Origin of the sequence: Streptomyces sp. NPDC021115 (assembly GCF_044333065.1) — a bacterium.
GTDB lineage: Bacteria > Actinomycetota > Actinomycetes > Streptomycetales > Streptomycetaceae > Streptomyces.
Genome location: NZ_JBIRQF010000012.1, coordinates 23,441 through 49,176 on the forward strand (window position 1 = coordinate 23,441; position 25,736 = coordinate 49,176).

General features: G+C 70.6%; 19 protein-coding genes. 16 read left to right on the forward strand and 3 right to left on the reverse strand.

Going from position 1 to position 25,736, the window contains the following annotated elements; translation table 11 throughout:
• The first annotated feature begins 106 nt into the window (after nt 1-106).
• The 4 genes from uvrB (at nt 107) to ACH4TL_RS30320 (ending at nt 6,442) form a co-directional block, all read left to right on the forward strand.
• Nucleotides 107-2,257 carry an excinuclease ABC subunit UvrB gene (gene uvrB, locus ACH4TL_RS30305; protein WP_398322954.1) on the forward strand — a complete coding sequence of 717 codons (2,151 nt, stop codon included), beginning with the start codon at nt 107-109 and terminating at the stop codon, nt 2,255-2,257.
• A 217-nt stretch (nt 2,258-2,474) separates the two neighbouring features.
• Nucleotides 2,475-3,053: a TerD family protein gene (locus ACH4TL_RS30310; protein ID WP_398322956.1), complete on the forward strand. Its 579-nt coding sequence runs from the start codon at nt 2,475-2,477 to the stop codon at nt 3,051-3,053.
• A 165-nt stretch (nt 3,054-3,218) separates the two neighbouring features.
• Nucleotides 3,219-5,177, forward strand: a complete 1,959-nt coding sequence (locus ACH4TL_RS30315) for a TerD family protein (RefSeq protein ID WP_398322958.1) — start codon at nt 3,219-3,221, stop codon at nt 5,175-5,177.
• Between the two features lie 260 nt (nt 5,178-5,437).
• On the forward strand, nt 5,438-6,442 hold the full coding sequence (locus ACH4TL_RS30320; protein ID WP_398322960.1) for a TerC family protein: 1,005 nt from the start codon (nt 5,438-5,440) through the stop codon (nt 6,440-6,442).
• A gap of 79 nt (nt 6,443-6,521) precedes the next feature.
• Here ACH4TL_RS30320 and ACH4TL_RS30325 read toward each other — a convergent pair whose 3' ends face one another.
• A complete protein-coding gene (locus ACH4TL_RS30325; RefSeq protein WP_398322962.1) occupies nt 6,522-7,178 on the reverse strand; it encodes an MBL fold metallo-hydrolase in 657 nt (218 codons plus the stop codon).
• Nucleotides 7,179-7,487: 309 nt separating this feature from the next.
• On the opposite strand from ACH4TL_RS30325, the gene uvrA reads away from it, so the two are divergent.
• Entirely contained in the window at nt 7,488-10,496 is a 3,009-nt protein-coding gene (gene uvrA, locus ACH4TL_RS30330) for an excinuclease ABC subunit UvrA (protein WP_398322964.1), read from the forward strand.
• A 64-nt stretch (nt 10,497-10,560) separates the two neighbouring features.
• Here uvrA and ACH4TL_RS30335 read toward each other — a convergent pair whose 3' ends face one another.
• Complete coding sequence (locus ACH4TL_RS30335; protein WP_398322966.1) at nt 10,561-11,526, reverse strand: carbohydrate kinase; 966 nt, start codon at nt 11,524-11,526, stop codon at nt 10,561-10,563.
• A complete protein-coding gene (locus ACH4TL_RS30340; RefSeq protein WP_398322968.1) occupies nt 11,523-12,602 on the reverse strand; it encodes a LacI family DNA-binding transcriptional regulator in 1,080 nt (359 codons plus the stop codon). Before ACH4TL_RS30340 ends, ACH4TL_RS30335 begins: the two co-directional genes overlap by 4 nt.
• Nucleotides 12,603-12,796: 194 nt before the next feature.
• On the opposite strand from ACH4TL_RS30340, the gene ACH4TL_RS30345 reads away from it, so the two are divergent.
• From ACH4TL_RS30345 to ACH4TL_RS30395, 11 genes are all read left to right on the forward strand, one after another.
• On the forward strand, nt 12,797-13,222 hold the full coding sequence (locus ACH4TL_RS30345; protein WP_398322970.1) for a Rieske (2Fe-2S) protein: 426 nt from the start codon (nt 12,797-12,799) through the stop codon (nt 13,220-13,222).
• Nucleotides 13,223-13,262: 40 nt separating this feature from the next.
• The gene (gene uvrC / locus ACH4TL_RS30350; protein ID WP_398322972.1) at nt 13,263-15,350 is read left to right on the forward strand and encodes an excinuclease ABC subunit UvrC; all 2,088 of its coding nucleotides are present in this window, start codon (nt 13,263-13,265) and stop codon (nt 15,348-15,350) included.
• A complete protein-coding gene (rapZ, locus tag ACH4TL_RS30355; RefSeq protein WP_398322974.1) occupies nt 15,347-16,282 on the forward strand; it encodes an RNase adapter RapZ in 936 nt (311 codons plus the stop codon). The genes uvrC and rapZ overlap by 4 nt, the downstream gene beginning before the upstream one ends.
• Entirely contained in the window at nt 16,279-17,298 is a 1,020-nt protein-coding gene (gene yvcK, locus ACH4TL_RS30360; protein WP_398322976.1) for a uridine diphosphate-N-acetylglucosamine-binding protein YvcK, read from the forward strand. The genes rapZ and yvcK overlap by 4 nt, the downstream gene beginning before the upstream one ends.
• Nucleotides 17,289-18,278 (forward strand): DNA-binding protein WhiA, encoded by a 990-nt coding sequence (whiA, locus tag ACH4TL_RS30365; RefSeq protein WP_176183588.1) that lies wholly within the window; start codon nt 17,289-17,291, stop codon nt 18,276-18,278. Before yvcK ends, whiA begins: the two co-directional genes overlap by 10 nt.
• 190 nt (nt 18,279-18,468) lie before the next feature.
• Nucleotides 18,469-21,438, forward strand: a complete 2,970-nt coding sequence (locus tag ACH4TL_RS30370) for a M14 family zinc carboxypeptidase (protein ID WP_398323353.1) — start codon at nt 18,469-18,471, stop codon at nt 21,436-21,438.
• Nucleotides 21,439-21,611: 173 nt separating this feature from the next.
• Complete coding sequence (gene gap, locus ACH4TL_RS30375) at nt 21,612-22,616, forward strand: type I glyceraldehyde-3-phosphate dehydrogenase (protein ID WP_398322978.1); 1,005 nt, start codon at nt 21,612-21,614, stop codon at nt 22,614-22,616.
• Nucleotides 22,617-22,696: 80 nt separating this feature from the next.
• The gene (locus tag ACH4TL_RS30380; protein WP_398322980.1) at nt 22,697-23,899 is read left to right on the forward strand and encodes a phosphoglycerate kinase; all 1,203 of its coding nucleotides are present in this window, start codon (nt 22,697-22,699) and stop codon (nt 23,897-23,899) included.
• Nucleotides 23,900-23,904: 5 nt separating this feature from the next.
• Nucleotides 23,905-24,681 carry a triose-phosphate isomerase gene (gene tpiA / locus ACH4TL_RS30385; RefSeq protein WP_398322982.1) on the forward strand — a complete coding sequence of 259 codons (777 nt, stop codon included), beginning with the start codon at nt 23,905-23,907 and terminating at the stop codon, nt 24,679-24,681.
• A 130-nt stretch (nt 24,682-24,811) separates the two neighbouring features.
• Nucleotides 24,812-25,039 (forward strand): preprotein translocase subunit SecG, encoded by a 228-nt coding sequence (secG, locus tag ACH4TL_RS30390; RefSeq protein ID WP_039942143.1) that lies wholly within the window; start codon nt 24,812-24,814, stop codon nt 25,037-25,039.
• Between the two features lie 216 nt (nt 25,040-25,255).
• The gene (locus ACH4TL_RS30395) at nt 25,256-25,591 is read left to right on the forward strand and encodes an RNA polymerase-binding protein RbpA (protein WP_009718803.1); all 336 of its coding nucleotides are present in this window, start codon (nt 25,256-25,258) and stop codon (nt 25,589-25,591) included.
• Nucleotides 25,592-25,736 lie beyond the last annotated feature (145 nt).

Consider the following 25,736-nt stretch of genomic DNA (forward strand, 5'->3'; position numbering starts at 1 on the left):
CGTACCCCTCCCGGTCCGGGGCGCGCGCAGGCCCGGGGAGCGCCAGGGGAGCGCCCGGGGAGCGGCCGTCCGGCCGTTGTCAGTGGCGAGTCGTACGGTGGGTCTCATGCGGCCCGTGACTCAGATCGAACGCAAGGTGGCGCCCTTCGAGGTCGTCAGCCCGTACCAGCCCAGCGGCGACCAGCCCACGGCCATCGCCGACCTGGAGCGGCGCATCCGCGGCGGTGAGAAGGACGTCGTGCTGCTCGGCGCGACCGGCACCGGCAAGTCCGCGACCACCGCGTGGATGATCGAGAAGCTTCAGCGGCCCACGCTCGTCATGGCGCCCAACAAGACGCTGGCGGCCCAGCTCGCCAACGAGTTCCGTGAGCTGCTGCCGAACAACGCGGTCGAGTACTTCGTCTCGTACTACGACTACTACCAGCCCGAGGCGTACGTACCGCAGTCGGACACCTACATCGAGAAGGACTCCTCGATCAACGAGGAGGTCGAGCGGCTGCGCCACTCCGCGACGAATTCGCTGCTCACCCGGCGCGACGTGGTCGTGGTGGCCTCCGTCTCCTGCATCTACGGCCTGGGCACCCCGCAGGAGTACGTGGACCGCATGGTGCCGCTCAAGGTCGGCGAGGAGATCGACCGCGACCAGCTGCTGCGCCGCTTTGTGGACATCCAGTACGCCCGCAACGACATGGCGTTCACCCGGGGCACCTTCCGGGTCCGCGGCGACACCATCGAGATCTTCCCGGTCTACGAGGAGCTGGCCGTCCGGATCGAGATGTTCGGCGACGAGATCGAGGCGTTGTCGACGCTCCATCCGCTCACCGGCGAGGTGATCACCGACGACCAGGAGCTGTATGTGTTCCCTGCCAGCCACTATGTGGCGGGCCCCGAGCGCATGGAGAAGGCCATCGCCGGGATCGAGTCCGAGCTGGAGGAGACCCTGGCCCGGATGGAGAAGCAGGGCAAGCTGCTGGAGGCCCAGCGGCTGCGGATGCGCACCACGTACGACATCGAGATGATGCGGCAGATCGGCACCTGCTCCGGCATCGAGAACTACTCGCTGCACATCGACGGCCGCGAGTCCGGCTCCCCGCCGCACACCCTGCTCGACTACTTCCCGGACGATTTTCTCCTGGTCATCGACGAGTCGCATGTCACGGTGCCGCAGATCGGCGCGATGTACGAGGGTGACGCGTCCCGGAAGCGCACGCTGATCGAGCACGGCTTCCGGCTGCCCTCCGCGCTCGACAACCGCCCGCTGAAGTGGGAGGAGTTCCTGGGGCGGGTCGGCCAGACCGTGTATCTCTCCGCGACCCCCGGCGCGTACGAGATGTCCCGCGGCGACGGCTTCGTGGAGCAGATCATCCGGCCGACCGGCCTGGTCGACCCGGAGGTCGTGGTCAAGCCCACCGACGGGCAGATCGACGATCTGATCCATGAGATCCGCACCCGCACCGAGAAGGACGAGCGGGTCCTCGTCACCACCCTCACCAAGAAGATGGCCGAGGACCTGACGGACTACATGCTCGAACTGGGCATCCAGGTGCGCTATCTGCACAGCGACGTGGACACCCTGCGCCGGGTGGAGCTGCTGCGCGAGCTGCGCGCGGGCGAGTTCGACGTGCTGGTCGGCATCAACCTCCTGCGGGAGGGCCTCGACCTGCCGGAGGTCTCGCTGGTCGCGATCCTCGACGCGGACAAGGAGGGCTTCCTGCGCTCCGGCACCTCGCTGATCCAGACCATCGGCCGTGCCGCCCGTAACGTCTCGGGCCAGGTGCACATGTACGCCGACAAGGTCACACCGGCGATGGAGAAGGCCATCGACGAGACCAACCGCCGCCGGGAGAAGCAGATCGCGTTCAACGAGAAGAACGGGATCGACCCGCAGCCCCTCCGCAAGAAGATCGGCGACATCGTGGCGACCCTCGCGCGCGAGGAGATCGACACCAAGGAGCTGCTGGAGACCGGCTACCGCAAGCCGTCGGAGCAGGGCAAGGGAGCGGGCAAGGGGCAGGCGAAGGCTCCGGTGCCCGCCCTGGGGTCGCAGAAGGCGGGCGGCAAGGCCGGGAAGGGGGCCGGGGAGGGCACACTGACCGACCGTCCGGCCGCCGAACTGGCCCAGCTGATCGAGGACATGACCGACCGGATGAAGGCCGCCGCGGCGGAGCTCCAGTTCGAGGTCGCGGCCCGGCTGCGGGACGAGGTCGGGGAACTGAAGAAGGAGCTGCGGCAGATGAGGGAGGCCGGGCTGTCCTGACCCCTGGGGCGGTTGGGGTGTCCCAGGGGTCCGCCCTGGTTGCGCCGGGGTTCCGCCGTGGTCCCGCTGTGTTGCAAGACCGACACAAAAGCCCGCTCGCCTGGCCGGAGTCCCGGTGGCCGTGCATAGGGTTTTCGGGAGGGCCGTGCACACGGCGCGGCTGCGGCCGCGCCCGGGCGGCCACGGGGAAACCGAGAGACGAGAGTAGGGACAGCGCGTGACGGTCAACATGTCCAAGGGACAGGCCATCAGCCTGCAGAAGGCCGACGGGGGCACCCTGACCGCGGTGCGGATGGGACTGGGCTGGCAGGCCGCGCCCCGCCGCGGACTGTTCGGTTCCCGTACCCGTGAGATCGACCTCGACGCGTCGGCGGTGCTCTTCGCCGACAAGCAGCCGACCGACGTGGTGTTCTTCCGCCACCTGGTGAGCGACGACGGCTCGGTGCGCCACACCGGCGACAACCTGGTCGGCGGCGCCGGTCAGGGCGGCGACGACGAGGCGGTCCTGGTCGACCTCCAGCGGGTGCCGGTGCACATCGACCAGATCGTCTTCACGGTGAACTCCTTCACCGGCCAGACCTTCGCCGAGGTGCAGAACGCGTTCTGCCGGCTGGTCGACGAGACCAACGGCCAGGAGCTGGCCCGCTACACCCTCACCGGTGGTGGCCAGTACACCGCGCAGATCATGGCCATCGTGCAGCGTGCGGGCGGCGCCTGGCAGATGAAGGCCGTCGGCGAGCCCGCCAACGGCCGTACCTTCCAGGACCTGATGCCGCACATCGTGCCGCACCTGTAAGCGGAGCGGTTGTCCCCGTCGGCCCGGTGGTGCGTCTGCCCGCCGGGCCGACGCGCTCGTACGGCACCGGCCGCACACCACCGCGGCGCCGACCGCGCGGACAGCGGACACCCGCCTCACCACGCACCACCACGCACACAACGGAACACAACGAGGGGACGCACGATGACGGCCGAGCTGGTCCGGGGGCAGAACCACCCGCTGCCCCAGACCCGTTTGGAGATCCGGATCTCGGCGGGCAATCCGATCGTGGCCGGGGTGACACTCGGCGATGAACAGGGCACGGTGCAGGGCGTCGAACGGGTCGCGCACCCGGCCTCGCCCCAGCTGCCCGGCATCGAAGTGCCCAAACAGGCGGCGGCCGCCCATCGGCTCGCCGTCGACCTCGACGCGCTGCCCGACGGCGTCCACCGGGTGCATGTGCTGCTCGCCCTGGTGAGCGGGTCCGGCGGCCCCACCCGGTTCGGCGCCATGCCCGCGCCCTTCGTCGCCGTCACCGGCCTCGACGGCACCGAGGTGGCCGGTTACACCATCACCGACCTGGACGCGGAGTCCGCGGTGGTCGCCCTTGAGCTGTACCGCAGGCAGGGCGCCTGGAAGGTGCGCGCCGTGGGCCAGGGGTACGCGGGCGGGCTGGCCGAGATGCTGCGGGACCAGGGACTGCCCCAGGCCGCCGAGCTTGCGGCCGAGATCAACGACGCGGTGGCGCGCGGCATGGCCCGCTCGGTGGCCCAGCCCCCGCCGCGTGCCGCTGAGGGCGAGGGCCGGGTGCGTACGGCCACGGCGGGCACCGGAGCCGCACCGGACGTCCCCGCCCCGGCCCAGCCGCAGCATCAGCCCCAGGCCGGGACCACGGGCGGGCCCCCGCCCCAGAACCAGCCGGGCGCCACGGCCCCTGGCGGGCCGATCGACTACCAGCACCCCGGGCGCCGCACCGCCGCGCCGCCCACGCCCCCGCCCACCGCGCCGCCCGCCCCGCCCGGACAGCCCGCGCAGCCCGTCGCCGGTGACGCCTCCGGCTGGAGTATGGACGAGCGGCTCTACAACCAGGTCTGGGGCATGTTCGAGGACCTGGCCCGCACCACCGCGGCCTACCGCAGCGCCGTCGACTTCGCCGAATCCCGGATGGAGCAGGAGCTGGACAAGGTGCTCTCCGATCCGCGCACCCGGGTCGGCCCGGCGGCCGACGAGGCCCGCGCGCGGGCCCGCGCCAAGCAGGCCGGTCTGGTCGAGCAGGCCCGCACCGCCCTCGACCGCGATCTGGCCCAGCTGACCGCCGAGGCCGAGGTCGTCGAGCCCGCGCTGCCGCCCGCGTACGCCCGCTGGGACAGCCCGGTCTGGCACGGCTATCAGGTGCCGATGGAGATCCCGATGGCGCTGCGCCTGGGCGACCTGCACCTTCCGGAGCGCACGGGGCTGCGCATCCCCATGCTGGTGCGGCTGCCGCTGGAGCGCGGTCTGTGGATCGACGCGGGGCGCACCGGCTCGGCCCGCGGCGCCCTGCTGGACTCCGCCGAGCTGCGCAGGCTGGCCGCCGAGACGGCGGTGGCGCACGCGGCGCGGCTGCTTGCGGTGTACCCGGTGGACGAGTTCTCGGTGCATGTGATCGACCCGGCGGGCTCGGCCGCGGCGTCACTGGCCCCGCTGCTGTCGACCGGTGCGCTGCCCCAGCCGCCGGCGGCCGGGGCAGCGGGGGTGTCCTCGGTGCTGGCCGCGCTGACCCGGCGCGTCGACCTGGTGCAGATGGCGGTCCGCAGCGGGGCCACCGACGCGCTGCCGCCCGATCTGGACCTCGCCCAGCAGCTGCTGATCGTCCACGACTTCCCGCACGGCTTCGACGACCGGGCCGTCACCCAGCTGCGCTATCTCGCGGACGAGGGGCCCTCGGCCGGGGTGCATCTGATGATGGTCGCCGACCGTGAGGACGCGCAGGCGTACGGGCCCGTGCTGGACCCGCTGTGGCGGTCGCTGCTGCGGATCACCCCGGTCGCCGACGATCACCTCGCGGACCCCTGGGTCGGCCACGCCTGGACGTACGAGCCGTCCCTGGTCCCGGCCGGGAGCCAGGTGCTCCAGCAGGTGCTGGAGCAGGTGGCGCGGGCCCGGGAGGCGTACGGGCGCTGACCCGGAAGATCGTTTACCGTCAACACCCCCACTGAGCAGGGTATTTGGCTTTCTCTTTACTCTTTCATGGGGCTTCCTGTACTCTTCTTTACGCGGAGGGGAGTACTCCTTAGCGGTGTTCCCGTCACCACGGATCGCGCCCGTGCACCTTGAGTCGGGTCGGGCGCGTTCCCGGGGCATCGGTCCGTGGCGCGAGCCCGGGCGGAAGAGACCTCCGGCAGCGACGACGCTGAAATTGCCGTACGAATGCCGGAGGATCCGTGGACGTTTCCGTGGCCATGTGGGGGCTGACGATTGTCGGCCTCTGCGCTCTGATCGCCGTCGACTTCTTCATCGGCGGCCGCAAACCGCATGAGGTCTCCCTCAAGGAGGCCGGAATCTGGACGACCGTCTGGATCGTCCTCGCCGGGCTCTTCGGGCTCGGGCTGCTGGTCTTCGCGGGCGGCCAGCCCTCGGGCGAGTTCTTCGCGGGCTTCATCACCGAGAAGTCGCTGAGCGTCGACAACCTCTTCGTCTTCGTCCTGATCATGGCGAAGTTCTCGGTGCCGACGATCTACCAGCAGCGGGTGCTGATGGTGGGCGTGCTGATCGCCCTCGTGCTGCGCGCGGTCTTCATCGCGGCGGGCGCCGCGATCATCTCGACCTTCGCCTGGGTCTTCTACATCTTCGGTGCCTTCCTCATCTGGACCGCCTGGAAGCTCATCCAGGAGGCGCGCTCGGATGAGGAGGAAGAGGAGTTCGAGGAGAACCGGCTGCTCAAGGCGGTCGAGAAGCGCGTGCCGTCCACCGACCAGTACCACGGCACCAAGCTGTTCATCATGGAGAACGGCAAGCGGCTGATGACGCCGATGCTGATCGTCATGCTGGCGATAGGCACCACCGACGTCCTCTTCGCGCTGGACTCCATCCCCGCGATCTTCGGCCTGACCCAGGACCCGTACATCGTGTTCACCGCCAACGCCTTCGCGCTGATGGGTCTGCGTCAGCTGTACTTCCTGATCGGCGGGCTGCTCAAGAAGCTGGTCCACCTGTCGTACGGGCTGTCGATCATCCTCGGCTTCATCGGCGTCAAGCTGGTGCTGCACGCGCTCCATGAGTCCGGGGTGCACGTCCCGCAGATCTCCATACCGGTGTCGCTGGGCGTGATCTGCGCGGTGCTCGTGGTCACCACGATCACCAGCCTCTATGCCTCGAAGAAGCAGGCCCTGGCGGAGGCGGAGGCCGGCGAGGGCCGGTCCCGGGACAAGGACAGCGCCGACGTCTGACGCCCGTCCACCGGTCCATGACGGCCGACCGTCCGCCTGTCGGACGGTCGGCCGTTACGTGTGTCCGTGACCGGGGCCGTTACCAGCCGCGCTCGCGCCATTCGGCGAGGTGCGGGCGCTCGGCGCCGAGGGTGGTGTCGTCGCCGTGGCCGGGGTAGACCCAGGTCTCGTCGGGGAGCCGGTCGAAGAGCTTGGTCTCGACGTCGTGGAGCAGGCTCTCGAACGCCTCGGGGTCCTTCCAGGTGTTGCCGACGCCGCCCGGGAAGAGGCAGTCGCCGGTGAACACGTGCGGATGGCCGTGCGGGTCGTCGTAGACCAGGGCGATGCTGCCCGGGGTGTGGCCCACCAGATGGCGCGCGGTCAGCTCGACCCGGCCGACCCGCACCGTGTCGCCGTCCTCGACCGGCACATCGGTGGGAACCGGGATGCCCTCGGCGTCGTACCGGCCCGCCAGGGTGCGGGCGCCGGTGGCGTCCACCACCTCGCGCAGCGCGTTCCAGTGGTCCTGGTGGCGGTGGGTGGTGACGACGGACGCGATGCCGCTCGCGCCGATCAGCGACAGCAGGGTCTGCGGCTCGGCGGCCGCGTCGATCAGCAACTGCTCGTCGGTGGCCCGGCAACGCAGCAGATACGCGTTGTTGTTCATGGGGCCGACCGCGGCCTTCGAGATCATCAGATCGGGCAGTTCGTGCACGTCCGCCGGTCCGCCGACCGTCACCACTCCGCTGTAGGTCATGGGCTCAAGCCTAGTCCTGGAGGGCCGGGCGCCGTGGGGCCGGTGGCGAGGTGGCGGCGGGGGAATACCGAGGGCGTGATGTGCCTTTTATCCGGTAGCGCCTGCCACACGATCGGGTGAACCCGGCACGCGGGGCCCGCAAATCGAATGTGCGTGCTATAGGCTCGGTGTGCTGCATCCTTAAGACATCGCCGTGGCGCCCCCATACCCTGGGTCGGGGGCTTCGCTCCGCTCCGTCCTGTCCATCGGGAAGGGGCCTGGGAGCGGGCCCGGCGCACCCACCTCTCCTCAAGAAAGGTGCCGACCGGCGTGGCCGACCGTCTCATCGTCCGTGGCGCTCGCGAGCACAACCTCAAGAACGTCTCGCTCGACCTCCCGCGTGACTCCCTCATCGTCTTCACCGGACTGTCCGGGTCGGGCAAGTCGTCCCTCGCGTTCGACACGATCTTCGCCGAGGGGCAGCGCCGCTACGTCGAGTCGCTCTCCTCCTACGCCCGGCAGTTCCTGGGCCAGATGGACAAGCCCGATGTGGACTTCATCGAGGGCCTGTCCCCGGCGGTGTCGATCGACCAGAAGTCGACCTCCCGCAACCCGCGCTCGACCGTCGGCACCATCACCGAGGTCTACGACTACCTCCGGCTGCTGTTCGCCCGCATCGGCAAGCCGCACTGCCCGGAGTGCGCCCGGCCGATCGCCCGCCAGTCGCCGCAGGCGATCGTGGACCGGGTGCTGGAGCTGCCCGAGGGCAGCCGCTTCCAGGTGCTCTCCCCGCTGGTGCGCGAGCGCAAGGGGGAGTTCGTCGACCTCTTCTCCGACCTCCAGACCAAGGGGTACAGCCGGGCCCGGGTCGACGGCGCGACGGTCCAGCTGTCCGACCCGCCGAAGCTGAAGAAGCAGGAGAAGCACACCATCGAGGTGGTCGTGGACCGCCTCACCGTCAAGGACAGCGCCAAGCGGCGGCTGACCGACTCGGTGGAGACCGCGCTCGGTCTCTCCGGCGGCATGATCATCCTGGACTTCGTGGATCTGGAGGAGGACGATCCGCAGCGCGAGCGGATGTTCTCCGAGCACCTCTACTGCCCGTATGACGACCTGTCCTTCGAGGAGCTGGAGCCGCGCTCCTTCTCCTTCAACTCGCCGTTCGGCGCCTGCCCGGACTGCACCGGGATCGGCACCCGGATGGAGGTCGACCCGGAGCTGATCGTTCCGGACGAGGAGAAGTCGCTGGACGAGGGCGCCATCCACCCCTGGTCCCACGGCCACACCAAGGACTACTTCGGGCGGCTGGTCGGCGCGCTCGCCGACGCCCTCGGCTTCCGTACGGACATCCCCTGGGCCGGGCTTCCGCAGCGGGCCAAGAAGGCCCTGCTGAACGGGCACCGCACCCAGATCGAGGTCCGCTACCGCAATCGGTACGGCCGCCAGCGCGCGTACACCACGGCGTTCGAGGGCGCGGTGCCCTTCGTCAAGCGGCGCCACTCGGAGGCGGAGAGCGACAGCAGCCGGGAGCGGTTCGAGGGCTACATGCGCGAGGTGCCCTGCCCCACCTGTGACGGCACCCGCCTCAAGCCGATCGTCCTCGCGGTCACCGTGCAGGAGCGGTCCATCGCGGACGTCTCCGCGATGTCGATCAGCGAATGCGCCGAGTTCCTGCGGAGCATGGAGCTGACGGACCGCGAGAAGACCATCGCCGAGCGGGTCCTGAAGGAGGTCAACGAGCGGCTGCGGTTCCTGGTCGACGTCGGCCTGGACTATCTCTCGCTCAACCGGGCGGCGGGCACGCTCTCCGGCGGTGAGGCGCAGCGCATCCGGCTGGCCACCCAGATCGGCTCCGGCCTGGTGGGTGTGCTGTACGTGCTGGACGAGCCGTCGATCGGCCTGCACCAGCGCGACAACCACCGGCTGATCGAGACGCTGGTGCGGCTGCGCGACCTCGGCAACACGCTGATCGTCGTGGAGCACGACGAGGACACCATCAAGACCTCGGACTGGGTGGTGGACATCGGCCCGGGCGCGGGCGAGCACGGCGGCAAGGTGGTGCACAGCGGTCCGCTGAGCGAGCTGCTGGTCAACGAGGAGTCGGCGACCGGCCACTATCTGTCGGGCAAGAAGGCCATCCCGCTGCCGGGGACACGGCGTCCGATGGACCCGGAGCGGCGGCTGACGGTGCACGGCGCCCGGGAGAACAACCTCCAGGACATCGATGTGTCCTTCCCGCTCGGCGTGCTCACCGCCGTCACCGGTGTCTCGGGATCCGGGAAGTCCACCCTGGTCAACGACATCCTCTACACCCATCTGGCCCGCGAGCTGAACGGGGCGAAGACCGTCCCCGGGCGGCACACCCGGGTCGCCGGTGACGATCTGGTCGACAAGGTGGTCCATGTCGACCAGTCGCCCATCGGCCGCACGCCGCGGTCCAACCCGGCCACCTACACCGGGGTGTTCGACCACGTGCGCAAGCTGTTCGCCGAGACGATGGAGGCGAAGGTGCGCGGCTATATGCCCGGGCGCTTCTCCTTCAACGTCAAGGGCGGCCGCTGCGAGAACTGCTCCGGTGACGGCACCATCAAGATCGAGATGAACTTCCTGCCGGATGTGTATGTGCCGTGCGAGGTCTGCCACGGCGCGCGCTACAACCGGGAGACCCTGGAGGTGCACTACAAGGGCAAGTCCATCGCCGAGGTGCTGGACATGCCGATCGAGGAGGCGCTGGACTTCTTCGAGGCGGTGCCGACGATCGCCCGCCATCTGCGCACCCTCAACGAGGTCGGTCTGGGGTACGTCCGGCTCGGTCAGCCCGCGCCGACCCTCTCCGGCGGTGAGGCGCAGCGGGTCAAGCTGGCGAGCGAGCTCCAGAAGCGGTCCACCGGGCGCACGGTCTATGTGCTGGACGAGCCGACCACCGGCCTGCACTTCGAGGACATCAACAAGCTGATCAATGTGCTGTCCGGGCTGGTCGACAAGGGCAACTCGGTGATCGTCATCGAGCACAACCTCGATGTGATCAAGACGGCGGACTGGGTCGTCGACATGGGCCCGGAGGGCGGCAGCGGTGGCGGTCTGGTCATCGCCGAGGGCACCCCGGAGGAGGTGGCCTCGGTCCCGGCCAGCCACACCGGCAAGTTCCTGCGGGACATGCTGGGCGACCGGGTGAGCGACGCGACGGTGCCCGCGGCCCGCATGGGCGGCACGACGAAGAAGGCGGCGGCCAAGAAGGCCCCCGCCAAGGCGGCGGTCAAGAAGACCGCGGCGAGCAAGGCCACGGCGAAGAAGACCGTGACCAAGAAGGCGGCTTCGAAGCGGACCACCGCCAAGTAGGCCGCGGCAGAGCCCTCGTGCGGTGCGCCGCGCCCAGACCGGGCGCGGCGCACCGCTTTGGCGTCTACACCAGCTCGGCGGCGTACGGCGGCTCGGCGCCCGCCCGGGAGCAGGTGATCGCGGCGGCCCGGGCGGCGAAGCCCAGGACGTCCCGCCAGGCCGCCTCGCCCAGCTTGGCCAGCGCGGGGGCCGACAGCGCGTCATGCGCCGACAGCCGGTGCAGCAGCGCGGCGTTCACGGTGTCGCCCGCGCCGATGGTGTCCACGATCTCCACCCGCTCCCCGGGCACGGCCCAGCGGGCACCGTCCTGGCACAGCACGCTCAGCCCGTCCCCGCCGTCGGTGCAGACCACGGCCGCCGGTCCGGCTGCCGCCCACTCCCGTATCGCCGCCTCGACGGCCTCGTCGGACTCCGCCGGGGCGTCCCCGGAACCGGCCAGCCAGCGCGCGTCCTCGACCGACAGCTTGAGCAGCCCGACGTGCGGCAGCCAGCCGCGGAAGCGGGCCCGGTAGGCGTCCGCGTCGGGGATGAGCCCGGTGCGGATGTTGGGGTCGAGCGTGGTGAAGACGCCGCGCTCGGCCTCGCGCCGCAGCAGCGCCTCGTACGCGCTCGCGCCCGGCTCCAGCACCAGCGAACAGGTCCCCAGGGACAGTGCGGTGGTCCCCTCGGGCAGGGCCGGGGGCAGTGCGAAGAGCCGGTCAGCGGTGCCCTCGACGTAGAAGCCGAAGCCCGCCGAGCCGTCGGCGCCGATCGACGCGACGGCGAGGGTGGTGGGCTCCGGGCCGCGCTGCACCAGCGCGGTGTCCACTCCGTCCTGCCGCAGCCGGGACAGCAGCGCCTCGCCGAAGCCGTCCGTGGAGACCCGTGAGCAGAACGCGGTCGGTACGCCGAGCCGCCCCAGCGCCATCGCGGTGTTGTAGGGGCCGCCGCCGGGCGCCGGACGCAGCGCGGGCAGCTCGTCGCCCGTCGCGGCGGGGGCCGCGCGATCGGGCACGAGATCGATCAGGGCTTCTCCGGCTACGACGATCACGGGACGGGGTCCTTTCCTGGGGGCGGCGGACGGTCGGCGGGTTCACGAGCGGGTGCGCGGGCGGGTTCCGGTGCGCAGCCGCAGGACGTGCGGTGGACGAAGGCGCAGGGCAGCCGCACCGTACGCGGTGGCCGCTCCGGGTGCTCCAGGCGGTCCAGCAGCAGCCGGACCGCGGTGCTGCCGATCTCCCGGCTGGGCTGGGAGATCGCGGTGAGCCCGGGGGAGAAGACATCGGCCCACGAGAAGTCGTCGAAGCAGACGAGGGCCAGATCGCCCGGTACGGTGCGGCCCGCCGCCCGCAGGGCGCGCAGCGCACCGATCGTCATCGCGTTGTTGGCGGTGACGATCGCGGTGGGCGGCTCGGCGGCGGCCAGCAGCCGCCGGGTGGCGTCCTCCGCGCCGTGCGCCTCGGAGTGGCCGTCCGCCAGCAAGCCGGGGTCGTACGGCAGCCCGCTGTTGTGCAGTCCGGTGCGGTAACCGGCGATCCGTTCGGCGGTGGTGCTCAGCCCCGGCAGGCCCGCGACCAGGCCGACGCGGGTGTGGCCCAGCTCGGCGAGGTGGCGCACCAGCTGTTCCAGATGGAACGCGTTCTCGGCGCCGACCTGGTCGTACGGATGGTCGGATCCGTCGCCGACCATCCGGTCCAGGAAGACGCACGGGACCCCGGCCCGGGTCAGATAGCCGATCAGCGCGGAGGGCTCGGCGGACGGCGCGACGATCACTCCGTCCACCCGCCGCTCATGGAGCAGCTGGACGACCTTCCGCTCATGGGCCGGGTCGTCGTGCGGATCGGCGATCAGCAGGCTGTAGCCGTGTTCGAGGGCGCTGGACTCGACGCCCTGAAGGATCTCGGTGAAGTACGGATTGCTGATCGCCGAGACGGCCAGCCCGATCGAGCGGGTGCGGGCGGTTACCAGGGAGCGGGCGAGGGTGTTGGGGGTGTAGCCGAGGTCGTCGATGGCGTCCAGGACGGCTTGGCGGGTGTCAGGGCGCACCCGGCGGGTCTCGTTGAGCACATGCGAGACGGTGGCCACGGAGACGCCCGCGCGCCGGGCCACGTCGACCATGGTCGCCATCCGCCCGTCCCTCTCCTCGGTGGTGTGTTGGGGGAACGTGGGGGAACGTATCGCATCGGCGACCGCGCGTAAACGCTTGCGCAAACGTTTACGTCTGGCCGGGGCGTCGCCCCGGGGCCGCCGGTGGGCAGTCCGATCCGTGCCGGTATCGTCGTATGCCAGCCCCTCCGTACCGTCCTGCCCGTGGAGGTCCCATGACCAGCCAGCCCGCCTCCCGTCGAACCGTGCTGTGCGGAGCGGCGCTGGCCGGAGCCGCCGGGCTCGGGGCGGCGGCCTGCTCCCCGGGCGGATCGGGCAAGAAGGTGTCCCCGACCCCCACCGCCCCCGTCGACCTCGGCGCGGCCGACGCCGTCCCGGCCGGGGGCACGAAGATCTACCGCGAGGACCGGGTGGTCGTCTCCCGGACCGGCGAGGACCACTACACGGCGTTCAGCGCGGTCTGCACCCACCGGGGCTGTGTCGTGGACGCCGTCGAGAACGGAAAGATCAGCTGCCCCTGCCACGGCAGCGTCTTCGACGCCCGCACCGGCAAGGTCCTCCAGGGGCCCGCCGTCGCCCCGCTGCCGTCCGTGCCGGTGAGGACGAAGGGCGGAAAGCTCATCGCGGGGCCGGACGCCTGAGAGACCGGAACTGTCACCCCCCGCCAGTAGGGTGGTGACCATGGCCGACCCGAGCAGCTACCGCCCCAAGCCGGGACAGATCCCCGAGTCGCCGGGGGTCTACAAGTTCCGTGATGAGCACGGCCGGGTGATCTATGTCGGAAAGGCGAAGAGCCTGCGTTCGCGGCTCTCCTCGTACTTCCAGGACCTGGCGAACCTTCATCCGCGCACCCGGACCATGGTCACCACGGCCTCCGCGGTCGAGTGGACCGTGGTGTCGACCGAGGTCGAGGCGCTACAGCTCGAGTATTCGTGGATCAAGGAGTTCGATCCCCGGTTCAACGTCAAGTACCGCGACGACAAGAGCTATCCGTCGCTCGCGGTGACCCTCAACGAGGAGTTCCCCCGGGTCCAGGTCATGCGCGGCGCCAAGAAGAAGGGCGTGCGCTACTTCGGTCCTTACGCACACGCCTGGGCGATCCGCGAGACCGTCGATCTGATGCTGCGGGTGTTCCCCGTGCGCACCTGCTCGGCCGGGGTGTTCAAGCGCTCCGCCCAGATCGGCCGCCCCTGCCTGCTCGGCTACATCGGCAAGTGCTCGGCGCCCTGCGTCGGCCGGGTCAGTGCCGAGGAGCACCGCGAACTCGCCGAGGAGTTCTGCGACTTCATGGCCGGGCGCACCGGCACCTACATCCGCCGCCTCGAACAGCAGATGCAGGATGCGGCCGAGGAGATGGAGTACGAGAAGGCCGCCCGGCTGCGCGACGACATCGGGGTGCTCAAGCGCGCCATGGAGAAGAACGCGGTCGTCCTCGCCGACGCGACCGACGCCGACCTGATAGCGGTCGCCGAGGACGAGCTGGAGGCCGCCGTCCAGATCTTCCACGTCCGCGGCGGCCGGGTACGCGGCCAGCGCGGCTGGGTCACCGACAAGGTCGAGGCCGTCGACACCGCGGACCTGGTCGAGCACGCCCTCCAGCAGCTGTACGGGGAGGAGCGGGGCGACGCCGTGCCCAAGGAGGTCCTGGTGCCCGCCGTACCGGACCCGGCCGAGCCGGTCACCCAGTGGCTCGAGGAGCGCCGGGGCTCCCGGGTCGATCTGCGCATCCCGCAGCGCGGCGACAAGAAGGACCTGATGACGACGGTCCAGCGCAACGCCCAGCAGGCGCTGGCACTGCACAAGACCAAGCGCGCCTCCGACCTCACCACCCGCTCCCGGGCCCTGGAGGAGATCGCCGAGGCGCTGGGGCTGGACTCGGCGCCGCTGCGCATCGAGTGCTTCGACATCTCCCACCTCCAGGGCGATGACGTGGTGGCGTCCATGGTCGTCTTTGAGGACGGGCTGGCGCGGAAGGGTGAGTACCGCCGCTTCCAGATCAAGAGCTTCGCCGGACAGGACGATGTCCGGTCCATGCACGAGGTTGTCGGCCGCCGCTTCCGCCGCTATCTCCAGGAGAAGCAGAAGTCGGGGGAGTGGGAGGAGGAGAGCGGCGAGCCCGCCCAGGAGCCCCCTGGCGAGCCCGCCGAGCCCGCCCAGACGGCTCCCGCCGAGGGCGCCGAGGCCGCGGAGGACGCCTCCGGCCCGCTCGACGACGAGGGCAGGCCCAAGCGGTTCGCGTATCCGCCGCAGCTCGTCGTGGTGGACGGCGGGCAGCCGCAGGTCGCCGCCGCCAAGCGGGCGCTGGACGAGCTGGGCGTGGACGACGTGGCCGTCTGCGGCCTCGCCAAGCGGCTCGAAGAGGTCTGGCTGCCCGACGAGGAGGACCCGGTGGTGCTGCCCCGCAGCAGCGAGGGGCTGTATCTGCTCCAGCGGGTCCGCGACGAGGCCCACCGGTTCGCCATCACCTACCAGCGCAGCAAGCGCGCCAAGTCGATGAAGGCCGGGCCGCTGGACTCCGTACCCGGCCTCGGTGACAGCCGTAAGCAGGCGCTGCTCAAGCACTTCGGCTCCGTCAAGCGGCTGCGCGCCGCCACGGTCGAGCAGATCTGCGAGGTGCCGGGCGTGGGACGGAAGACGGCCGAGACGGTCGCGGCGGCGCTCACCGGGGCGGCTCCGGCCGCACCCGCCGTGAACACCGCCACAGGAGAGATCATTGAGGACGAGGCCGCATCGTCGGCGCCGTCCGCGAGCCGGGGGACGAGATCATGACCGAGCACGAGATCCACGGAGACGGAGCGCAGGTGAATACGGGCACGACGGGAGAGACCGCCGAGGCGGCAGCCATTCCCGAGCTGGTGATCATCTCTGGCATGTCCGGCGCGGGGCGCAGCACCGCCGCCAAATGTCTGGAGGACCTCGGCTGGTTCGTGGTGGACAACCTGCCGCCCGCGCTGATCCCCACCATGGTGGACCTCGGCGCCCGCTCCCAGGGCAATGTGGCGCGCATCGCCGTGGTGGTGGACGTCCGGGGCCGCCGTTTCTTCGACAACCTCCGCGAATCCCTCGCGGACCTGGCCGCCAAGAACGTCAAGCGGCGGGTGCTGTTCCTGGAGGCGTCCGACGAGGCGCTGGTGCGCCGCTTCGAGTCGGTGCGCCGCCCGCATCCGCTCCAGGGCGACGGGCGGATCGTGGACGGCATCGCGGCCGAGCGCGATCTGCTGCGCGAGCTGCGCGGCGACGCCGATCTGGTGATCGACACCTCCAGCCTCAACGTGCACGAGCTGCGCGCCAAGATGGACGCCCAGTTCGCCGGTGAGGAGGAGCCGGAGCTGCGCGCCACCGTCATGTCGTTCGGCTACAAGTACGGCCTGCCGGTCGACGCCGATCTGGTGGTGGACTGCCGCTTCCTGCCCAATCCGCACTGGGTCCCCGAGCTGCGCCCCTTCACCGGGCTCAACGAGGAGGTGTCCGGCTATGTCTTCAACCAGCCCGGCGCCAAGGAGTTCCTGGACCGGTATGCCGAGCTGCTCCAGCTGATCGCCGCGGGCTACCGCCGCGAGGGCAAGCGCTATGTGACGATCGCGGTCGGCTGTACGGGTGGTAAGCACCGCAGTGTCGCGATGTCCGAGCGGCTGGCCGCCCGGCTGGGCGCCGAAGGGGTCGAGACCGTCATCGTCCACCGTGACATGGGGCGCGAGTGACGATCCGTAACGGGCGGCTGCGGCGGCTCGTCGGGACCCGTACGAGCCGGAGCGCGCAGCCCAAGGTGGTCGCGCTCGGCGGCGGTATGGGCCTGTCCGCGTCGCTCGCCGCGCTGCGCCGGATCACCGGCGATCTGACCGCCGTGGTCACGGTGGCCGACGACGGCGGCTCCAGTGGGCGGCTCCGCGACGAGCTGGGGGTGCTGCCCCCCGGCGATCTGCGCAAGGCGCTGGCGGCCCTCTGCGGGGACGACGACTGGGGCCAGACGTGGGCCCGGGTCATCCAGCACCGCTTCATCAGCGAGGGCGAGCTGCACGGCCACGCGGTCGGCAATGTGCTGATCGTCGCCCTGTGGGAGCAGCTGGGCGACCATGTGGCCGCGCTCGACCTGGTCGGCAAGCTGCTGGGCGCGCACGGCCGGGTGCTGCCGATGTCGGCGGTGCCGCTGGAGCTCCAGGCGTACGTCAAGGGCCATGACCCGGACCGCCCGGACGAGGTGTCGACGGTCGCCGGGCAGGCCACCGTCGCGCTCACGCGCGGTGAGGTGCAGTCGGTCCACCTGGTGCCGAACGACCCGCCGGCCGTCCCCGAGGCGGTCGAGGCGGTGATGGACGCGGACTGGGTGGTGCTGGGCCCCGGCTCCTGGTTCTCCTCCGTGATCCCGCACCTCCTGGTGCCGGATCTGCTGCGGGCCCTCACCGACACCAAGGCCCGGCGGGTGCTCTCGCTGAATCTCGCGCCGCAACCCGGCGAAACCGATGGCTTCTCCCCGCAGCGTCATTTGGAGGTTTTGGCCCGACACGCCCCTAAACTCGCCTTCGACGTGGTGCTGGCCGACGAGGCCGCCGTCCCCGACCAGAGCAGTCTGTGCGATGCCGCGAAGCGACTGGGCGGCACGGTCGAGCTGGCGCCGGTGGCCGCGACCGACGGTGCCCCGAAGCACGACCCGGAGCTTCTGGCGGCCGCGTACGACCGTATTTTTCGGATGCATGGAAGGATCGGCCCATGGCGATGACGGCAGCGGTGAAGGACGAAATCTCCCGGCTCCCCGTCACCCGCACCTGCTGCCGGAAAGCGGAGGTCTCGGCGATCCTGCGGTTCGCGGGCGGCCTGCACTTGGTGAGCGGGCGCATCGTGATCGAGGCGGAGCTGGATACGGGCATCGCGGCCCGCAGAGTCCGCAAGGACATCCTGGAGATCTTCGGGCACTCATCCGATCTGGTGGTGATGGCCCCCGGAGGCCTGCGCCGCGGCAGTCGGTACGTGGTGCGGGTGGTGGCGGGCGGTGATCAGCTGGCCCGCCAGACCGGCCTGGTCGACGGCCGCGGCCGGCCGATCCGCGGGCTGCCGCCGCAGGTCGTCTCCGGCGCCACCTGTGACGCCGAGGCCGCCTGGCGCGGGGCCTTCCTCGCCCACGGCTCGCTCACCGAGCCCGGCCGCTCGTCCTCCCTGGAGGTGACCTGCCCCGGCCCTGAGGCCGCGCTGGCGCTGGTCGGCGCCGCCCGCCGGCTCCAGATCGCCGCGAAGGCGCGCGAGGTGCGCGGGGTGGACCGGGTGGTCGTCCGGGACGGTGACGCCATCGGCGCGCTGTTGACGCGGCTGGGGGCGCACGAGTCGGTGCTCGCCTGGGAGGAGCGGCGGATGCGCCGCGAGGTGCGGGCGACCGCCAACCGGCTGGCCAACTTCGACGACGCGAATCTGCGCCGCTCGGCCCGGGCCGCCGTCGCCGCGGGCGCCCGCGTGCAGCGCGCGCTGGAGATCCTGGGCGAGGAGGTGCCCGAGCACCTGGCCGCGGCCGGGCGGCTGCGCATGGAGCACAAGCAGGCATCCCTGGAGGAGTTGGGGGCGCTCGCCGACCCGCCGCTGACCAAGGACGCCGTCGCGGGCCGTATCCGCAGGCTGCTCGCCATGGCCGACAAGCGGGCCCAGGACCTGGGCATTCCGGGTACGGAGTCGAGCCTGACCGACGAGATGGCCGAGGGCATGGTCGGCTGACCGCCCGTCGCGTCCCGCGCCCCCGGCTTCCCGTGCGGAGCCGGGGGCGCGGTGCGTACAGATCGTCACACCATCGGATCATTGCCGCGAGCCACTGTTGACATGGTCATGGGCCGACATGAGGCTTATGCGTCGGTGCACCCACACGTCGGAACGACAGTCAGGGGGGCTCATGAAGACGCGCAAGCTCATGAAGACGCGCAAGGCCAAACGGAGACGCACGGCGAGATCGGTCCTCGCGGCGACCGCACTGTTGCTCGGAGGACTGGCCGCCACACCCGCGGCCCGCGCACAACCGGCGGCCGACACCGCCGAGGCGCTGACCGTATGGACCGCCCAGGTGACCCGGGCCCAGATCCCGCTGCTGCTGCGCGCGGGCGTGGACGGGACGGAACTCGGCACCCAGGTGCCCGAGAAGGGCGCCGGGGCGGTCGAGCTGTATCTGACCCGCACTCAGGCCGCCGCCCTGCGCGGCAAGGGTGTGGCGCTCACCGAGAAGAAGCTCTCGCAGCGGTCCCTGAGCCGCGTCGAGGCCGCGGGGGACGGCGTCTTCCGCCCGTACAGCGGCGACGGAGGGCTCCAGCAGGAAATCGTCGCGACCGGCCGGGCCCATCCCGGTCTCACCAAGGTGGTCAGCATCGGCAAGACCACCCAGGGCAAGGACATCCTCGCGCTCAAGCTCACCAAGGGCGCGGCGAAGAGCCGCGACGGCAGCAAGCCGTCGGTGCTGTACATGTCCAACCAGCACGCCCGTGAGTGGATCACCCCGGAGATGACCCGGCGGCTGATGCACTACTACCTCGACCGCTACGGCAAGGACGACCGCGTCACCAGGATCGTGGACCGCACCGAGCTGTGGTTCGTGCTCTCCGCCAACCCGGACGGCTACGACTACACGCATCAGAAGCCCGAGAACCGACAGTGGCGCAAGACCTTGCGGGACAACAACGGCGACGGGAAGATCACCCCGGGCGACGGCGTCGACCCCAACCGCAACTTCCCCTACAAGTGGGGGTACGACAACGAGGGCTCGTCCGCCGATCCGGCCGACGAGACCTACCGCGGCCCCGCCCCCGGCTCCGAGCCCGAGACCAGGGCGCTGGACCGGTTCGAGAAGCGCGTCGGCTTCACGTACGCCATCAACTACCACTCGGCCGCCGAACTGCTGCTCTACGGCGTCGGCTGGCAGGTCGCCACCCCGACCCCCGACGACGTGCTCTACAAGGCGCTCGCCGGCACCCCCGAGCACTCCGCGATCCCCGGCTACCACCCGCAGGTGTCCTCGGAGCTGTACACCACCAACGGCGAGGCCGACGGCCATGCGGCCAACGTCAACGGGATGATGATGTTCACCCCGGAGATGTCGACCTGTCAGACGGCCTCCAACGCCGACCCGGACGACGCCTGGCAGGCGCGCGACTGCGCGTCCGTCTTCACCTTCCCGGACGACGAGAAGCTGATCCAGCAGGAGTTCGCCAAGAACATCCCCTTCGCGCTCTCCGTCGCCGAGACCGCCGAGCACCCCGACCGGCCGTCCTCGTCGGTCGGCATGACCGCGCCCGACTTCACCCCGGACGCCTTCACCACCTCCTACGCCCGCGGCGCCGCCCAGGACGTCTCCGTCACCGTTCGCAAGAGCGTCCGCGACAAACGGCTCGCCTACCGGGTGAACGGCGGGCGGACGCACAGCGCGGCCCTGCGGCCCTGGCGGGGCGGCGAGACCTACGGCGGCGAGGACAACATCCGCTTCGACCAGTACCGGGCCGCGGTCCGGGGCGCGGACCCCGGCGACACGGTGAAGGTCTGGTTCACCGGCCGTACGAGGGGCGGAGAGCGGACCGCGAGCGAGCCGTTCACGTACACCGTCGCCGAGCGGCCCCGCGCCGACACCCTGGTGATCGCCGAGGAGGGCGGTGACGCCCCGGCCCGGAACCTCGCCGCGTACACCGGCGCGCTCGCCCGGAACGGCCGCAAGGCGGCCGTCTGGGACGTGGCCGCCCAGGGGGCGCCGTCCGCGCTCGGGGTGCTCGACCACTTCAGGACGGTGCTCTGGTACACCGGCGCGCAGAAGCCCGGCGGCGCCACCCTGCTCGCGGTGCGCGACTACCTCAACGAGGGCGGCAAACTGATCACCACCGGTGAGCAGGCGGGCGGCAGCTCCGTGGTGGGCCCGGCCGACACCGACGACTTCAGCCAGTACTACCTGGGCGCCGACGGCCGCGTCACGGTGCCGTCGCCGCCCGCGTACCAGGGCGGCGGGGCGCTCGACGGCGCCTCAGCGGCGCTCGGCGACGCGCCCGGCAACCCGCTGGACGCGGCGGGCTCGTACACCGTCACCTCCGATGTGCTGCCGCCGAAGGACTTCCCGCAGTTCCGCAGCGCGGGCGCGGGCGCGTACGCCGGAGTGCGCAGCCCGTACCAGCCGTACGAGGGCGAGTGGATGGCCGCCGCCCTCCACCGGAACAACTCCTGGATGCGGCTGTCCCGCACCGTCGACCTGACCGGAGTGGGCGCCGCGGACAAGCCGAGCCTGACCTTCCGGCTCAGCTACGACACCGAGCCCGGCTACGATCATGTGATCGCCGAGGCGCACACCGCCGGCCAGGACGACTGGACCACGCTGCCCGACGCGGGCGGCGCCAGCTCGGACCGGGTCCCGGCCGAATGCGAGGCGGGCTTCCTGCTGACCGCCCACCCGTTTCTGAAGCGCTATCTGACGGCCGCCGACGACGGCTGCCGCGCCCAGGGCACCACGGGCGCCTGGAACAGCTTCACGGGCTCCTCCGGCGGCTGGCGGCCGGTCTCCCTGGACCTGAGCCGGTACGCGGGCAAGAAGGTCGAACTGGCCCTCTCCTACGTCACCGATTCGGGTACCGGCGGCCGCGGCGCCTTCGTCGACAGCACCGCGCTCGTCACCGGCGGCGACACGCGGGACGCCGAGGGCTTCGAGACGGCGCTCGGCCCCTGGACCGTGCCGGGACCGCCGGCGGGCAGCCCCGCGAACGCGGCGGACTGGACGCGCTCCAAGGAGCTGTTCCGCACCGCGGCGGCGGTCACCACCCGGGACACCGTGTTGCTCGGCTTCGGCCTGGAGCACGTCCGGGACGCCGCCCAGCGGGCGTCACTCGTGCGGAGCGCGCTGCGTGCGCTGCACCGTTGACAGACCGTGACGAATCGTGACTGAATCGGCGGCCCGTGCCACTTTCCGGTGGTCATGGGCCGCCGACGCCAATGTCACGCACGTTACGTGATAGCGGTAGGGTCGGAGGCGGTCGGGGATTCCCAAACAGCTCGCCGGCGTCCAGACCGGCACACCAACGAGGAGATCGGTTCGTGACGATCCGCGTAGGCATCAACGGCTTTGGCCGCATCGGTCGCAACTATTTCCGCGCGCTCCTGGAGCAGGGCGCGGACATCGAGATCGTCGGTGTCAACGACCTGACCGACAATGCCACCCTGGTGCACCTGCTGAAGTACGACTCCATCCTCGGACGGCTGAAGCACGAGGTCAGCCACACCGAGGACACCATCACGGTGGGCAACCAGACCTTCAAGACCATGGCCGAGCGTGACCCGGCCGCCCTTCCGTGGGGAGAGCTGGGGGCCGACATCGTCGTCGAGTCCACCGGCATCTTCACCAAGCGTGACGACGCGGCCAAGCACCTGGCCGCGGGCGCCAAGAAGGTCCTGATCTCCGCGCCCGCCAAGGACGAGGACATCACGATCGTGATGGGCGTCAACCAGGACAAGTACGACCCCGCCCAGCACGACGTCATCTCCAACGCGTCCTGCACCACCAACTGTGTGGCGCCGATGGCCAAGGTTCTCGACGAGAGCTTCGGCATCGTCAAGGGCCTGATGACGACGGTCCACGCGTACACCAACGACCAGCGCATCCTGGACTTCCCGCACAAGGACCTGCGCCGCGCCCGCGCCGCCGCGGAGAACATCATCCCGACCTCCACGGGCGCCGCCAAGGCCACCGCCCTGGTCCTGCCGCAGCTCAAGGGCAAGCTGGACGGCATCGCGATGCGCGTCCCGGTCCCGACCGGCTCGGTCACCGACCTGGTCCTGGAGCTGGACCGCGAGGTCACCAAGGACGAGATCAACACCGCCTTCCAGAAGGCCGCCGAGGGCCAGCTGAGCGGCATCCTCGAGTACACCGAGGACCCGATCGTCTCCTCGGACATCGTCAACTGGCCGGCCTCCTGCACCTTCGACTCCTCCCTGACCATGGCCCAGGGCAAGCAGGTCAAGGTCGTCGGCTGGTACGACAACGAGTGGGGCTACTCCAACCGCCTCGTCGACCTGACCGTCTTCGTCGGCGGCCGGCTCTGACCCTGCCGCAATGAGCGAGAACGGGGCCCGCTACGGCACACGTCGTAACGGGCCCCGTGCCATGATCAAGGAGTCACTCTGTGAAGACGATTGACGATCTCCAGGTCGACGGGAAGCGGGTCTTCGTCCGCGCCGACCTCAATGTCCCGCTCGACGGCGAGACGATCACCGACGACGGCCGGATCCGCGCCGCCGTGCCGACCATCGCCACGCTCCTGGAACGGGGCGCCAAGGTGGTGCTCGCCTCGCACCTCGGCCGCCCCAAGGGTGAGCCCGACCCGAAGTTCTCGCTGGCCCCGGTCGCCAAGCGGCTCGGCGAACTCCTCGGCAAGCAGGTCGCGTTCGCGGCCGACACCGTGGACGACAGCGCCCGCGCCACCGTCGACGGGCTCGCCGCGGGCGAGGTCGCGCTGCTGGAGAACCTGCGCTTCAACGCCGGTGAGACGGCCAAGGACGACGCCGAGCGCGGCGCCTTCGCCGACCGGCTCGCCGCCCTCGCCGACCTCTACGTGGGCGACGGCTTCGGCGCGGTGCACCGCAAGCACGCCTCCGTGTACGACCTCCCGGCGCGGCTGCCGCACGCCGCGGGCGGTCTGATCGCCACGGAGGTCGACGTCCTGAAGAAGCTCACCGAGGACGTCCAGCGGCCGTACGCGGTGGTCCTCGGCGGCGCCAAGGTCTCCGACAAGCTCGGCGTCATCGACCACCTGCTGGAGAAGGCCGACCGCATCCTGATCGGCGGCGGCATGGCGTACACCTTCCTCAAGGCCCAGGGCCACGAGGTCGGCAATTCGCTGCTCCAGCAGGACCAGGTCCCGGCCGTCCAGGAGTACCTGCGGCGGGCGGCGGAGCGCGGCGTGGAGTTCGTGCTGCCCGTCGACGTCCTCGCGGCTGACGGGTTCCCGGACCTGAAGACCAAGGCCCCGGCGCATCCGCAGGTCGTCCCCGCGGACGCCATCCCGGCGGACCTGGAGGGGCTGGACATCGGTCCTGACACCCGCAAGCTGTACGCCTCGAAGCTCGCCGACGCGGCCACCGTCTTCTGGAACGGCCCGATGGGCGTCTTCGAGCACCCCGACTACGCCGACGGCACGAAGGCCGTGGCACAGGCGCTCCTCGACAGCTCCGCGTTCACGGTGGTGGGCGGCGGCGACTCCGCCGCTGCCGTCCGGATCCTGGGCTTCGACGAAACCGCTTTCGGCCATATCTCGACCGGCGGCGGAGCGAGCCTCGAATACCTCGAGGGCAAGACGCTCCCCGGCCTCGCCGCACTGGAGGACTGAACACCGTGAGTGACCGCACCCCGCTGATGGCGGGCAACTGGAAGATGAACCTCAACCACCTCGAGGCCATCGCCCACGTCCAGAAGCTCGCCTTCGCGCTCGCCGACAAGGACTACGAGGCCGTCGAGGTCGCGGTTCTGCCGCCCTTCACCGATCTCCGGTCGGTGCAGACCCTGGTCGACGGCGACAGGCTGAAGATCAAGTACGGCGCCCAGGACCTCTCCGCGCACGACTCCGGCGCGTACACCGGCGAGATCTCCGGTCCGATGCTCTCCAAGCTGAAGTGCACCTATGTGGCCATCGGCCACTCGGAGCGCCGCCAGTACCACGCGGAGACCGACGAGATCTGCAACGGCAAGGTCAAGGCGGCCTTCCGCAACGACCTCACGCCCATCCTGTGCGTGGGCGAGGGCCTGGACGTCCGGAAGGCGGGCAACCAGGTCGCGCACACCCTCGCGCAGCTGGACGGCGGCCTCAAGGACGTCCCGGCCGAGCAGGCCGAGACCATCGTGATCGCGTACGAGCCGGTCTGGGCGATCGGTACCGGCGAGGTCGCCACCCCCGAGGACGCCCAGGAGGTCTGCGGGGCGATCCGCGGCCGCCTGGCCGAGCTGTACAGCCAGGAGCTGGCCGACAAGGTCCGCATCCAGTACGGCGGCTCGGTGAAGTCCGGGAACGTCGCGGCGATCATGGCGCAGCCCGATGTGGACGGCGCCCTGATCGGCGGGGCGGCGCTGGACGCCGACGAATTCGTCAAGATCGTTCGTTTCCGCGACCAGTGAGTAGGCCCTGAGCCGAGCTCCGTCGTACTCTGTCGGGGGTCGTGGTGGCGCATTTCGCGCCTCCCCGGCCCCCGTCTCCGTTAAGAAACCGTCCGTAACGTAGCCCGAGAGAGTTGGTCCAGCTGTGATCATGGGGTTTTCGATCGCCCTCATCATCTTGAGCCTTTTGATGATGATGCTGGTGCTCATGCACAAGGGGAAGGGCGGCGGCCTGTCCGACATGTTCGGTGGCGGAATGCAGTCCTCCGTCGGTGGCTCTTCGGTCGCTGAGCGCAATCTGGACCGCATCACCATCGTGGTCGGGTTGCTGTGGTTCGTCGTCATCGTCGTGCTCGGCCTGTTGATGAAGCTCGACTGACGTTCGACCGAAGCGCGGTCGAGGCCCGATTCCGGCCCGATAACTGACGTACCGTCGTCAGTGCGGCCGATTCGCGGCCTATCATGGGGTGGCGTCCTCAAGGGCGGGTGTAACTCCTCTCGATGGACGCGCGTTGGGCCTTTCGTAGTCTGGGGCGCCGGGCAGCGGGGCCGCCATTCGATGCTTCGCGGCACCATCACGCAGGGAGTTACGACCGTGGCAAGTGGCAACGCGATCCGTGGAAGTCGGGTCGGAGCGGGGCCGATGGGAGAAGCCGAGCGAGGCGAATCGGCGCCGCGCCTGCGCATCTCCTTCTGGTGCTCGAACGGGCACGAGACCGTGCCGAGCTTTGCCAGCGACGCGCAGATCCCGGACACGTGGGACTGCCCCCGCTGTGGCTTCCCGGCCGGCAAGGACCGGGACAACCCGCCGGACCCGCCCCGCACCGAGCCTTACAAGACCCACCTCGCCTATGTGCGGGAGCGGCGCAGCGACGCCGACGGCGAGGCGATCCTCGCCGAGGCGCTGGCCAAGCTCCGCGGCGAGATCTGAGCCGAGGGCACCCAGCGACAGCGCGCGGCACAGGCCCGGCCGGGCCCCTGACGGGGCGCCCGGCCGGGCCTTGTCAGTGCCGCTGTCAGTGCCGCGGGCTAAGGTCAATTAGGTTGGTGGACAACGGGGGCCAGGCACCGATGAG